This is a genomic window from Mycoplasma ovis str. Michigan (assembly GCF_000508245.1).
Lineage (GTDB): Bacteria > Bacillota_I > Bacilli_A > Mycoplasmatales > Mycoplasmoidaceae > Eperythrozoon_A > Eperythrozoon_A ovis.
This window is the reverse complement of the sequence record NC_023062.1, coordinates 119,663-132,728: the sequence shown is the minus strand read 5'-3', so window position 1 is coordinate 132,728 and position 13,066 is coordinate 119,663. Positions and strand designations below refer to the sequence as shown.

Here is a 13,066-nt window from a genome sequence, read left to right as displayed (position 1 = left end):
GCAATGTTGTGCCTGAAAGATTTAGAAGACTCCATATCTCTACGTACTATTACTTTGCCTTTAATTGTTCCTTCGGAGGAAGAAGTTCTAAATTCAAAAGAACTAGATTTATCCAAATCGCCCCTTAATGCTTGTTATAGCAAACCTTTGATTAACAAGAGAACTGGAAAAAAACAGAGTTGATTTGATGTAAAACTAACCGTTGAAGGTGAAGATAATCTTCCTTCTAGAAAAGAGTGGTTCTTTTTAGTTACAGATCATGGATATTTGTTCAAAGCTTGTTTTGCTGGGAGAAAAATAAAGTGATTGAGTTCTTTTGAAAATTCAAGACTTATAGGTAAGTGAATAAAGGGGAGGTTAGCGCAATGTGAAATAGTGAGTCGTTTTGATTATGTAGAGCAAGATCCAAAGAAAGTAGGAATAATTACTAAAGAAGATTTGGAATGATACGGAGGAGATAAAGTAATTCTAAAGAAAACTACTATAACTGAAAAAGATAAACAAGGGATTGAGAGAGATGTATGACTAATTTCTTTTCCTTTGAATCTTTAAATTTCTTCTCACTTATTGTTTAGATAACTTTTTTGTTCAATTAATTAATAGCAAAAACTTAGAGTAACTTATCTGTAACTAGAAATTATTCTTTCATCTCTCAAAAGCTAAAGCTAGGTTTAAATTCTGAGAATCATTTAAACCTCTTTCAAAGACTATAGAACATGTTTGGCCATTAGTTTTTTCTAAACATTTTTCTATATCTGGATCGCCGAAAAGAAATTCCATTTCTTTTTTGTAAAAATTGTCTCCCTCTTTTGGGGGAGGGGGTGGTGGACTTTTAGGAGGATTTTCCCCCCTTAATTCATTTATTGAATTCTTTTAAAGTTGGGGTATATCCAATTTCTTTAAAGTTATCAAGTAATCATTCCGGTCTATTCTCTTTCTCTTCAACCTCTTCATCTTCTAATTCTTTTTGTCTATCTAAACTAGATAACTTATCAAAATTTTCAAAAGATAATTTTTCCAAGAATTTATAGATTCTCTCTTCTTTTGCAGGACTTGATTTTGAAGAAATAACAATACTATCTAAAAATCAAAGGGCTGGAGATAAAGGAGCAACATGAATTTCTTTATCCTCGTCGGAAGAATCTGAATCACTACTATCACTCTCTTCTTCCCCCTCTTCTAACATTTGGTGTGCGTACAGGGCATCACCATTGTAAAAGAAAATACCTTCTAGTTTTCTTGAACTAAGAGCTTCTGATAACACAACTGAATCAGGACTAAAAAACAAAGGTCTGTCTCCAAGAATATCTTTGTTAATTCCTGACTTGTTGATTTGCATATATTGGTTGTAAAAATCATCTTCAGATGTTTTAGTTTCTTTCTTAAATAATTCTTCCGAAGAAGAAGAACTATTACTTAACTTAGAAAGAGAAAATAGAGTTAGTTCATCTTCTACCATTCCTAGTTTTGGTTCTCCATTGTGGGACTTAAATCGTTCATCTTGAGAGATCTTTTTCATTAATTCATTTCAGCTTATAGGTTTTTGTCCAGAAGAAGAAGTTTCCTCAGAAGATGTTGCAACAACTTGTGTAGATCCACTACCTTGTCCCAATTCTTTCTTACCTCTATAAGCAAAAGCTAAGTAGCTTATAAAATAAGGAACTCCATATTATGCTAAACTTGGTGCATTTTCAAAGAACTTATTGACAACGGGGGAATATATTGATCCCAATTTTTTACTAATTTGCCCTTGTTGTCCGTTTTCACCTCCCCCCCCATTTATTCCTAACTGACTTTTAATAGAAGTGAATTTGTTTCAATCAATCTTTTTAGCTAAATTTTTAGAAATGTCCTCCTCCAATGTAGAGGAACTTAAGATGGCTAAATCAAAAGCTCCTGAGGCAAATCCATTAAAAACCTCTTTGTCAGTTTCAAAGTAGATTGTTTTTAATGAATAATCATTAAAAGCTTGATCGGCTATATCAGAATTGATGTAGGATTGATAAGTTGCCAATACTATCTCATGATCAATTTCAGTATTTATAGACATTAAAGACACTGGTATTGCCAATACCCCTGAAGATGGGACTAATAGAAACTTAGTCAAACCCATAATCTATACGGAGTTTTTAAGTTTGCTTGGGTAGGAAGGGGCTCTTAAATTAAGTCTTTACATTATTTTTTCCCTGAAAAAAATTAAAAACTAATTTATTGACTATCAGGTCCATAAGTTAAAGAGTCAAGATCTCAAGCCACCAACTACATCAGTCTGACCCTTAATTTTGGCTACAACTTCACCGCCTCAAAACAACTTTCACCAACTTTCTATATGTTGTTTTTCAATATTTAAAAATTGTTCTAATGTAGGTATTTCCAATTCATAAGTACCTGACCCACTTAGTGCTGAACTAGTGCCCCCACTTCCCCCTCCAGAACTACTATTGTTAGTTAATTTCTTTATAGAATCTGATAAAGACTTAAATTTCTTAGTAATCTTTGAAGGATCATCCATTCACTTTAAGAGTAAATAGTTAAATACATTAGGTTTTGCTTTGAAATTATTATTCCCATCAAGGGGCAAACCTAATAAGAACTTACCCACCTTCAGTGTATTGCTTAACTCTTGATTTTTAAACAGTTCTATAAAATCAGAACTTGCTCCCCCAGAGACGAAAAAAGAAGTAACGTTTCACAGCTTCATATGTAAGTTTTGAAAAATCCTATAAAAGATTTCTGAATCTACTAAGGACATTAAAAAGTGTTTGATACTTCCAAAGAAATCTGTATAGGTTGTTCTTAGATTTGCAAAAGCTCCGACACTACTGGTCAAGAAGGGTCACATATGTGTTGTAACTACACTAGCAATCTGTGTTCCTGCCTGTATAAGAGCAGGAGTTACAGAATCTGTAGAAAATGATGAAGAGCTGCTTGCATTAGAAAATAATCCTCCTATTTGTCTACCTCATGAAGAAAATGTTGATTTACTATTTTCAATACAGACAATTCCTACAGTTGATGTAGCACTTAACGCTACTAAACAACTGTAAAATATTACTTTATTTTTGCAAAGAATGCCCCCCCCAAGAAACAAACTACTACTAAAAACTAAGTGTTACGAAGAATCTATATCTTACAGAAATTTAATTAAACTGACTTTATCTAATGAACTTCCTTCTTTAACTTAAATTAACTTTTAGGCACAACATTTATTTTTCTAGGGAATCCATTAAATATGTCATTATCTCCTACCATTAGCTTTCCGTCTCCTATTTTGACTCTACTTAGTCTATCTCCATATATTTTGTTAAATTGTCCTCAATCCAAACCATCCTCATTATGAGGTCAGAATGTTCAACCACCTTTTTTGCTATAGATGTTTATAACAGAAACTCCAAACTTTTTATTTGAACAATTTGAATCATCAGTTAATTTAATGTTCTTTTGTTCAACTTTGCTACCTCCAAAAGATCTCTTCAAGATATTTCCCATTTGAGGAAGTTTTTTGTAGTAACATTTATCAAACTCTTCCAAATCTTTTGCTTCTTCTGACTTTCAAATTCCATCTCCTCCGTCTCAACCAACTGTTTGATCTTGATCCTTTCCCGTTTTGGTTTTATCTATTCCATGACTTAATAATTCAACAATCACATTTTCATAATCTAAAACTCCATATCAGAAATTAGAAGTATTTCCTACAACTTCTAATTTTTGCCCTCCATTAGAAACACAACCTAAAGGAATCAAAGCATTTTCAATAAAACCATCTTTGACTACTTGATTAGTATTAACTTCCTTTAATATTCCTAATCCAACTAGTTCATGTTTACTTGAGCTAGTTCCTTCGCAAATCTTGGAAATTTCTGCTTTGCCATCTTTAAGTCTGTTCTTATTGTTTACTAATATTGCTACTCTTTTTAGTCCTGCAGTTTGACCTACTTGATCACTTACATCTTTGATCTCTAAAGTTCCTGCGCCATTAAAACTAGAAAAAATATAAGTTAAGGGTGCGCAGGCAACCCCGCCAGAAACAAATATTTTGTGTAAAAGACTCATCTCTTAAATTATCTACTTTTTAAGTATTCCTCTACAATTTTAGAGATATAAAAAAATCTAATAGAGATTAAAGAATTTTGCCAAACTATTAAAAGTCTCTGAAGATATACCTACTTGTCTTGAACTCTTATTACTAGAACACCTTCACCAAAGTCAAGTAGATTCGAAAACACAATCTAATCAATCTAAAGTTAATGAATATTTAGGGAGATTTTGACTGATACCTTTAAATCTTCCTTCTGTATTGTTTAAGTTATTCTTCTTTCTTTCAACTTCCTTAGAAAGTGTCACAAAGTCCTTAGAAATTTTCTCAGGATCTCCTGCAAACTTTAACAATAAGTAACTAAAAAGACTTGGGTTTGTAGTAAGAAATTTATTAGTCTCTTCCTGTAATCCTAAAAATACTCCTCCAATCTTTTGAGTGTTCTTTCAATTTTCTTCATTAAAAAAGATTCAAAAGACTTTCTTTTGCTTGACAAAAATCTTTATTTTTGTGTCTAATCTAGTAAATAGTTCATAAAAGACTCTGGAATCAAAAATACTAAACAAAAGACTCTTGACTATATGTAAAAAATTTATAAATCTTTGAAAATCAAAGATTTCTGGGGAGAAAAATTGTTAAGTTGTTTTTGCCTTTTCTGAAAAGAACCTATAGATTTTTGTCAGGGCACTTATTACATCAATAGGATGTGAAGGAATTTGTTGAACTTGTTGTTGAAGTTGAAAGAATTGAGAGATACTTTCTCCAGCAGTTGTAAGTCATGTAATTAATTCTTGTTGCTTATTGTTGTAATTGCAGTTGTAGAGGTTACTAAAGCTCCCGCTAAAAGAGTGACACAATATGCATTAACTCTATGTCTTTTATAAATTGCCCCCCCCAACAAAGAATTAAAAAGGAGTTATAAAGATCTAATTACTTCTTGAATTAACTAAAAAACTATATGCTTCAGGATCTTTAAACTATTTAACTTTTAGACTAATTCTTTAACTTCCAAGATTTACTTTTTAGATAAGTATTTAGATTTGGTTTGTACTTCAATAATTGAGATTTATAAGAAACAGCTTGACCTTTTGTTCCAGTCAACAAGTCAAATCCTGGAAGGATAATTTTTCCTTTGTCGTCAACTACCCAACTAGCTCTTAAGGGTTCAACGAATCCATAATTCAGACCTGGATTGTACATTCTATAAAGACCTAATAGTTCCCCGTTTTGATTTAGAACCATAGAACCGGAAGCCCCTTTTCCAAGGAAAGTATTGTCAATCAAATAGTTGTAACCTCAACCATTTAATGTTTGTCCGTCTCAAGTAATCTTGGAGGAATCAGTTCTTTTATCTATTTTTTCTATATCTGCGTGTCCAGGAATTACTTGACCTCTACTATTCAGTAAGTTGTATGAGGAATCATCTTGACTGTGGTACTTTTTGAAGAAAGTTAACTTACTACTGGTTAATTCTGCGTTATGTAGATAGTTATTGTAATAACCTCAATCTCTAGGCCGTGAAACCTTTACTTGTGCATTAATGCTAAAGGAAAGGTTTTCAGACACTGACCCTGGATACCCTCCTATATAGTATCTGTCTCCTGATTTAGCTAGTTGTTGTGGGTCATATTTACTCATTAATTCGGGAGCAAAGACATCAACTGCAGGACCTTTGTGTCAATATGGACTATTTGCTTTATCTTTGTAATACTTATCGTATGTTCCGTTAGTCATAACTCTTGCTTGATCTTCATTTTCAAAATCTATTTCCATAACTCCAAAGTCCTTGAAATAACTAACTTTTGTATTTTGATGACCAGAAACTGTATATCTAGGACCCAAAAAGTCTATAGCTGTATAGACTAACTTAGGGTCCTTAATGATGGTTGTATATGCAGTTGGTCTATCAAGATAATTTGAGAATCTATAAATGTCTGTTCAAGTTTGATGACCGTACCAATAATTTCTATATTCAGGATAGATATGTCTATCTATCTCATCCCTTTCTGTATATAGTTGAAGCTCTGTATTGTTGTTAACAATAGCTTGTTCACAACTATTTAAATCTCTTCACGGTTGCATCTTACTTGCTCTCAATTGATTTACATATCTTTCTGTTATTGGCAAAGCAACCCCATAAGGATTGCTTTTGAATCTAAACATGTTAATTACGTGTAGATTGGTTGCAACAAATCACTTAGTTGGATACTTACCATTTGCAGGAAGCTCAAAGTCTAACAATCAACCAGTCCCTGATTGGCAAGGCATTGCCAATTTCAAAGTATGGTCTTTGATTACTTTATATACAAAAGCTCTATCTCTGAAGCCGTTATAGTCCAAAAGATTTAGCTTATCTCTAACTGCTACGCCAGTCTTAAATCCTATGTGATAACTATTTCTATCTTGTCAGTCCTTACTTTGAGCTCACTCATCATTTTGAGTAATTGCAGATTCAGAATCATAAACCTTATTGTGCTTCAAGAAGTCTCTATTAGGCAGTGACATCTTATCTGCAAAATAAAAGAAACCATCATCTAAATAATTACCCCCTAATCTCCAATAAACTTGATGTCCACCAAACCCAACTCCTAATACTAATAAAGCTTTCGCTCCATTAATAATTAAAGGAGCAACAGCCATAATTAGTTAAAAAAATTAAAAATTATACAAGTTTAAAACTTTATTTTAATTATTTTTAATGGCTTTCAGAATACCTAAATTATTTAGTTTTGGATTACCTCTTTTTGCATTGGGCTCCCCAATTGCAATCACAATACCTAAGCAAACACTTTCCGAAGCACCAGCAATACATCATTATTTCTTCAGGATACCTCTATTAAATGGAAGCACCAATAATGATAAGTTATTGCAGGAAGATAAAGATAGGTTAGAAGGTTACTACAAGAGATATTACAACTATCAAACAAACATTAATTCAATAGATAACTTTGGTACTAAAAAGGTTGAAGGTTCCAATCAACCCAATTTATTTATTCAAGTACAAAGAAGTGATTATTTAGATGGAAGAGAATGGGAATGACTTAAAACAGTTAAGTTGAATCAATTAACTATTGATAGATGGTTTGAGAAGAAAGTTGATGATACTGACTTATTAGATGAATCCAAATACTATCAGGAGTTAATAAAAGTAGAAAACATATTAACTCCTTATACTAAGTTAGCTAGAAATGCTTTAAATCAGGATGCTATTGATATTTATTTCAAGGGAACAACTATTTCCACATCTGAAATCAAAAGATTAGTTTATTTTCCTTCTGACAGAATAGGTCAGAAGAATTGATATGTTTGATGAGATAAAGAATTACTTAGATTAAAGCTAAATTTTGGATTTCACATATGATTCTTTAATCAATCTGCTTTAAGTAAATACAAGTTTGTAAAGAATTACTTTCACAACAAGAAAAGAAAAGAACTTAAAAAACAATTAAGTACTCTTTACAAATCTTTAAGTCAAATAGAAAAAGATTTCTTTGAACTTTATTTTCAAGAAATTTGATTATCCAAGAAAGATAATCATGATTATGATAGCGCTACTCTAAATCCTATGGAATTTGAATCTAAGGATCTAAATATTATGTATAACCTTCTTAGTTCACAATCCAAGGATTTAGGAATATTTAAAGGACACTTAATTCAAGTATTGAAGGGAGGAGATAAGGAAAGATTTGAATCTTTCTTTCCTAATCACATTAACTATGCGGCAGGTCCTGACGCATTGCATGAATTAAAAGGAGAAAGTGATTACAAGCCAGATGTGAAACTTACTATCACTCCAGATAAAACTCTAGATAAAGAGTGAAATGTATCTCTACTTGTTGATTGAATCAAACATTACAGTGTAAGACATTTCACTCTTAGAACTAAAGATAGTTCTAAGAATCAATGACCAGCAATAGTATTTGATCCAACTAAGGGATCTGGAGTCTTTCCAGTAATTAGAGAAAGTTACCTCTCTCAATCAATAAGTACTGCTTAGTTAGTTATGTGTTTAAGTAATTAGTAAGCGACAGAAGTCGCGATAAAAGAAGAAAAAACTTAAGAGTAGCTAAGAAGCTTATAGCATAAACTAAACCTATTTTTCATACTTTTTGTTTTTTCCAACAATTAACTAAAGTCTTATGACCTGATAAAACTCACTTACTAAGATTACTGATGGAAAAGTTAATGAATAAGTTAAGAAGATAACTAACTAGGTGAGAGCTTTTGATTTAGTGTGTAAAGGGAAAAGAAATTAATCATATATCCCTTTCAATGCCTTTATTATCTTTTTCAGTAATATTTGTTTTCTTTAGAAATATTTGATCTCCTCCATATATTTCCAAAACCTCTTTAGTAATTATTCCTTCTTTTTCTTGATCCTCTTCCGCATAATCGAAACTACTCGCTAATTCACACTCGTCAGCCAGTCTACCTTTTATTCATGTACCTATAATCTCTGAATCTTCAAAACAACTTAACCTTTTAACTTTCTTAACTGCAAAACATGCCTTGAATAGATATCCACTATCTGTTGCCAAATAAAACCATTCTTTTCTAGAAGGCAAATTTTCTTCTCCCTCAATGATTAGTTGTACATCAAATCAACTTTGTTTCTTTCCAGTTTTTTTGTTAACCAAAGGTTTACTATAACAAGCATTAAGAGCTGAGCCAGATAGATCTAATTCTTTGGAATTTAACACTTCCTTTTCTGAAGGAACAATTAAAGGCAAAGTGATAGTCCGAAGAGCTTGGGCCTCTTCTTGCTCTTTAAGATATAACGTCATCTCCAGAAAATTTTTTGTAAATTATTTTAGAAATTTTTCGTGTCTTTTTAGATTTTTTCTTCTTTTTAAATTTGCATTTAATTTATATTTTTCGAGAATTTTTATATTTTCAGAGATTTTCTTGGACTTCAAATATTCTAAATATTTTGAAAAACTTGTGAGTTTTTTGGTTCTTTTATCAGGCAAGCCATTTCTTTTTGGGCCTTATGGTTAACTGGCCTCTCGGTTAAAAAACTTAAATTGGGGGAGCCAAATATTGCTGAGAAAATTTGATTATTCCTGAAAAAACAATAAAGTTTTACATGGTATTTTCAAGCGTGTACCAATCTTATTTCTCCTATGCCTGCTTTCATTCACCTCTCATTCATTTCTAAAGTAAATTTATGCAGTGGTTCAGGAAATCCATTAAAGTAATACATTCCTAAAATGACACATACCTTTTTAATATTCATTTGCAAAATCAATTTCTCTAGCTCTCTTAATGATTCATAGGAGCAAAATCCTACAGAAATTTCTAATCGATCCGATTTCTTAAGTTCTTCCCTAAAACGATCATTAAGTAATTCTTGTTCCTGCTCCTCTAAGAATGTACAAATGCTAGTGACAAGAACCTCATCTTCCATTAATTCACATCTCTATTTGGTTTAATGGTTGTTTCAAACAGTGAAGTCCTATTCTAATTAATTACTCGTCATTGACAAAAATGCATAATTTTTTAGCAAAAAAATGAGTTTTTATTAATAACTTCTAAAATTAAAAATTTGTTAACTTAATATGGACTCTTTTAAAAAAGATAGTATCAATCTTGCCGTTGAGACTAGACTTGATATTTGGATTAGTCAAGGAGTCACACATTACAACAGAACTGTCAAAATTATTGAAAGACGCAATGAAATTTTTTGTATTAATTTTGATCTTTAACCGGTCGTTCTAGTAGACTGCGAATCTTTAAGAAAGAATCTTACTTAGGGGTAGAGAAGAAGGGGACAGAAAAATATTGGTGATTGGTACCTTTTTAACTAAATATCGGAAAATCTAATGAATTCAAATAATCTTTAGAACAAACAGAATATGAAACAAGTGACGAGAAGTAAAAAATATTATTCGCTTTTGAGAAATTTATCGAAACCTAAAAAAATAACTTATGAACTAAATAATTAAAAAAAGCTATTTAAAGTTTTAAAGGAAAAGAAATTAGTCATACGTCTCTTGCAATTCCTTGTTTATCCTTTTCAGTTATAGTAGTTTTCTTGAGAATTACTTTATTTCCTCCGTATCATTCCAAATCTTCTTTAGTAATTACTCCTCTTTTTTTTGGATCATCTTCTACGTAATCAAAATGGCCCACTATTTCACAATCAATTAACCTCCCTTTTATTCACTTACCTATAAGTCTTGAGTTTTCAAAAGAACTTAATCACTTAACTTTTCTCCCCGCAAAACAAGCTTTAAACGCATATCCATGATCTGTAACTAAAAAGAACCACTCTTTTCTAGAAGGTAAATTCTCTTCTCCTTCAACAGTTAACCTTACATCAAATCAGCTCTGTTTTTTTCCGGTTTTTTCATTAACTAAAGGTTTACTATAGCAGGCATTTAAAGGTGATTTTGATAAATCTAATTCTTTTGAATCCAAGACTTCTTTCTCTGTTGGAACAATTAACGGCAAGGTAATGGTTCGAAGTGCTTTGGAATCCTCCAATTCTTTAAGGTATAACACCGCTCTACAAGAATTTTTTGTAGATTATTTTAAATTGTTTTTTCTCGGTGTTTAATCGTTTGTCTTCCTCTAGATGTGATTTATATTTTTCGAGAATTTCTACGTTTTCAGAGATTCTTTTAGACTTCAAATATTCGAAATATTTTGAAAACTTTTTGAGAGTTCTGCGATTATTTGTTAATAAAGCTATTTCGTGTTGAGCTGGGCCAACTTGTTCCTTAATTAAGAAACTTAAATTGGGAGAACCTATGATGGCTGAAATAATTCTATTGTTTCGGTAAAAACAATAAAGTTTTCCATGGTATTTGCAAGAATGTACCAATCTTATTTCTCCTATCCCTTCCCTTCGTCATTTTTCATTAATTTCTAAAACCAACTCATACAATGATTCAGGAATTCCGTTGAAGTAATACATTCCTAGAATTACACACACTTTTTTAATTTTCTTTCTAAAAATCAATGTATCTAATGCTCTAAGCGATTTGTGGGAACAAAATCCTACAGCAATCTCTAATTGATCTGACTTGTTAAGTTCTTCCAAAAAGCGATCATTAAGTAGTCCTTGCTCTCATTTTTGCAATAAGGGACAAGTATTAGTTAGAAAAAATTTATTTTCCATTGGGATTGATAATTTGTTCAATAAATAAAGTCCTATTTAATTAGTTAATTACTCGTCCTCGACAAAAATGCATAATTTTTAGAAAAAAGAGAAGAGCGCGTCCTATCGCTATTGGTAATTCAGTTGATGAAGGTGAAACAGTGAATATAACTCAAGTAGGAAATTGGTGAGGGTCAATGAAAGCTTTAGATGTAAGGAACCCAGAGGCATTAAGAGTTGGTAAGGGGTCTATCTGAGCAAATGGTAATAAGAGAGATATCTTCGAAGACAGGTTTTTTTGCTCCTAGGAAATTTGGTTGGTTAGGAACGAAGTATAAAGACGTTAAATCTTTGGTAAGTGGGATTAGGCTGAAGATTACAAATATTGAAGGGTGGGGAATTTGCGAAAGATATGAATGGTGTAACCTTCGGGAGTAAGCGGAGGGGGGAAATTCGAAAGGATAGCAAACAAGGAAATGATGTATTAACGAGAAAATTGAGCATGGAGCGAGTTGCCTACTATAAGCCAAGTGTTGGGGGTATTTGAGAGCTGGGTTGCGGGACATGCGCGATTGAAGAGAAGATTGAAGAACGGGAAGTTTATTTGTTTGTTGGATTTGCTGAGGTGGAGAAGGGGGAGAGGGGATATTAGTGGAAATTTAAAAAAGGATAAATCGATTGGTTAAGGAAAGATTGGTAGGGCGGGAACTCAAGATGAGAGTGAAGGGAACGAGGTAATTGTTATTGGAATTGATGGAACAGCTAGTAAGGATTAAGGGGCGGATAAAAACGTGAAAGGCATCCTAGATTTAGGAATATCTAGGAAGGCTAACAGCACAATCGGTGTTTTGAGGGGGGGATCGCGATTAACTTAAGTTGGGACAAAGGGTGTGATTAGGCTTTCAACGAAAGTCCGACGGAAGAAAGGGGTACGAGAATTGACACTTGTTTAAAGGCTACGAGGACATGACTTGTAGAGCAGGTTGAAAAAGTGAGAGGGGGTGCGCGGGAAATAAAAATTAGGTAAAGACAAAACTAAAAAACATCTGAAGTCTGATGGGAAATTTGCAGTTCTAGGACAAAGAAGAGAAAATATCCAACTTTCATACAAATATGACTAAGCAGGAAAGGTGGAGTGGAGAGAGTTTTTCACTAATTAACTCTGAATTACTTATTTAGAGGGGGGGGCAAAACATTTCAAAACATTTTTTTATTATCGGCATATTCAAAAAGACTAACAAAATTTTTAGAGATTTTGTTAATAGTTACTATTCCCGAGTAAAGATTAAATAAATAAAAAATAAATTTTCTCTTTTAAGCTTTTTTCAAAACCAATAAAGTTAAGCAGGTAATTAACTAACTAAACTAAAAAGTTATTTAAAGCTTGTAAGGAAAAGATATAAATCATACATCCCTTTCAATACCTTTCTTATCTTTTTTGGTTATATTTGTTTTCTTTAAAATTATTTGTTTTCCCCCATAATCTTCCAAAACCTCTTTAGTAATTACTCCTCACTTTCTCTGATCTTGGTAAACATAATCAAAACCATCTATTAATTCAAACTCATCAGCCAACTTACTTTTTATTCAACCACCTATAATTTCTGAATCTTCAAAAGTACTCAACCATTTAACTTTCTTACCTGCAAAACATGCCTTACATAAAAATCCACAATCTGTAACTAAATAAAATCATTCTTTTCTAGAAGGCAAATTATCTTCTCCTTCAATAATTATTTGTACATCGTATCAACTTTGTATTCTTCCAGTTTTTTCATTCACCAAAGGCTTGCTATAACAGGCATTGAGTGCTGATCAAGATAAATCCAGTTCTTTCGAATCTAAAACTTCTTTCTCTGAAGGAACAATTAAAGGTAAGGTAATTGTTCGAAGAGCTTCGGCTTCTTTTAAGTCTTTAAGCAACATTT

Annotated in this window: 17 protein-coding genes; 4 read left to right on the top strand and 13 right to left on the bottom strand. The window is 32.0% G+C overall.

Annotation, left to right across the window (positions count from 1 at the left end; translation table 4 throughout):
- The first annotated feature begins 3 nt into the window (after positions 1–3).
- Entirely contained in the window at positions 4–552 is a 549-nt protein-coding gene (locus MR07_RS00790) for a phospholipase D-like domain-containing protein (protein WP_024070963.1), read from the top strand.
- A gap of 78 nt (positions 553–630) precedes the next feature.
- Here MR07_RS00790 and MR07_RS04330 read toward each other — a convergent pair whose 3' ends face one another.
- From MR07_RS04330 to MR07_RS00755, 8 genes are all read right to left on the bottom strand, one after another.
- Positions 631–780 (bottom strand): hypothetical protein, encoded by a 150-nt coding sequence (locus MR07_RS04330; RefSeq protein ID WP_024070962.1) that lies wholly within the window; start codon positions 778–780, stop codon positions 631–633.
- A 52-nt stretch (positions 781–832) separates the two neighbouring features.
- Positions 833–1,612, bottom strand: coding sequence for a hypothetical protein (locus tag MR07_RS00785; protein ID WP_024070961.1), 780 nt, complete (start codon positions 1,610–1,612; stop codon positions 833–835).
- Between the two features lie 57 nt (positions 1,613–1,669).
- Positions 1,670–2,113 carry a hypothetical protein gene (locus MR07_RS00780; protein ID WP_024070960.1) on the bottom strand — a complete coding sequence of 148 codons (444 nt, stop codon included), beginning with the start codon at positions 2,111–2,113 and terminating at the stop codon, positions 1,670–1,672.
- A gap of 102 nt (positions 2,114–2,215) precedes the next feature.
- The gene (locus tag MR07_RS00775; RefSeq protein ID WP_024070959.1) at positions 2,216–3,091 is read right to left on the bottom strand and encodes a hypothetical protein; all 876 of its coding nucleotides are present in this window, start codon (positions 3,089–3,091) and stop codon (positions 2,216–2,218) included.
- A gap of 95 nt (positions 3,092–3,186) precedes the next feature.
- Positions 3,187–4,053 (bottom strand): hypothetical protein, encoded by an 867-nt coding sequence (locus tag MR07_RS00770; RefSeq protein WP_024070958.1) that lies wholly within the window; start codon positions 4,051–4,053, stop codon positions 3,187–3,189.
- Positions 4,054–4,110: 57 nt separating this feature from the next.
- Positions 4,111–4,602: a hypothetical protein gene (locus MR07_RS00765; protein ID WP_024070957.1), complete on the bottom strand. Its 492-nt coding sequence runs from the start codon at positions 4,600–4,602 to the stop codon at positions 4,111–4,113.
- Between the two features lie 69 nt (positions 4,603–4,671).
- The gene (locus MR07_RS04325; protein ID WP_024070956.1) at positions 4,672–4,893 is read right to left on the bottom strand and encodes a hypothetical protein; all 222 of its coding nucleotides are present in this window, start codon (positions 4,891–4,893) and stop codon (positions 4,672–4,674) included.
- Between the two features lie 136 nt (positions 4,894–5,029).
- On the bottom strand, positions 5,030–6,676 hold the full coding sequence (locus MR07_RS00755) for an MIP family Ig-specific serine endopeptidase (protein ID WP_024070955.1): 1,647 nt from the start codon (positions 6,674–6,676) through the stop codon (positions 5,030–5,032).
- Between the two features lie 58 nt (positions 6,677–6,734).
- On the opposite strand from MR07_RS00755, the gene MR07_RS00750 reads away from it, so the two are divergent.
- Positions 6,735–8,033 (top strand): hypothetical protein, encoded by a 1,299-nt coding sequence (locus tag MR07_RS00750; RefSeq protein ID WP_024070954.1) that lies wholly within the window; start codon positions 6,735–6,737, stop codon positions 8,031–8,033.
- Positions 8,034–8,265: 232 nt separating this feature from the next.
- Here MR07_RS00750 and MR07_RS00745 read toward each other — a convergent pair whose 3' ends face one another.
- The 4 genes from MR07_RS00745 to MR07_RS00730 all read right to left on the bottom strand — a co-directional run bounded on the left by MR07_RS00745 (position 8,266) and on the right by MR07_RS00730 (position 11,159).
- Positions 8,266–8,820 (bottom strand): phospholipase D-like domain-containing protein, encoded by a 555-nt coding sequence (locus MR07_RS00745; protein ID WP_024070953.1) that lies wholly within the window; start codon positions 8,818–8,820, stop codon positions 8,266–8,268.
- A 137-nt stretch (positions 8,821–8,957) separates the two neighbouring features.
- Complete coding sequence (locus MR07_RS00740) at positions 8,958–9,443, bottom strand: restriction endonuclease PLD domain-containing protein (protein WP_024070951.1); 486 nt, start codon at positions 9,441–9,443, stop codon at positions 8,958–8,960.
- A 548-nt stretch (positions 9,444–9,991) separates the two neighbouring features.
- On the bottom strand, positions 9,992–10,540 hold the full coding sequence (locus tag MR07_RS00735; protein WP_024070950.1) for a phospholipase D-like domain-containing protein: 549 nt from the start codon (positions 10,538–10,540) through the stop codon (positions 9,992–9,994).
- 4 nt (positions 10,541–10,544) lie between these two features.
- Positions 10,545–11,159 carry a restriction endonuclease PLD domain-containing protein gene (locus MR07_RS00730; protein WP_024070949.1) on the bottom strand — a complete coding sequence of 205 codons (615 nt, stop codon included), beginning with the start codon at positions 11,157–11,159 and terminating at the stop codon, positions 10,545–10,547.
- 140 nt (positions 11,160–11,299) lie between these two features.
- Between MR07_RS00730 and MR07_RS04320 the strand changes: the two genes are divergently transcribed.
- Positions 11,300–11,446: a hypothetical protein gene (locus MR07_RS04320; protein WP_158432901.1), complete on the top strand. Its 147-nt coding sequence runs from the start codon at positions 11,300–11,302 to the stop codon at positions 11,444–11,446.
- Positions 11,447–11,496: 50 nt separating this feature from the next.
- On the top strand, positions 11,497–11,790 hold the full coding sequence (locus MR07_RS00725) for a hypothetical protein (protein WP_024070948.1): 294 nt from the start codon (positions 11,497–11,499) through the stop codon (positions 11,788–11,790).
- 725 nt (positions 11,791–12,515) lie between these two features.
- Here MR07_RS00725 and MR07_RS00720 read toward each other — a convergent pair.
- A complete protein-coding gene (locus MR07_RS00720) occupies positions 12,516–13,064 on the bottom strand; it encodes a phospholipase D-like domain-containing protein (RefSeq protein WP_024070947.1) in 549 nt (182 codons plus the stop codon).
- Positions 13,065–13,066 lie beyond the last annotated feature (2 nt).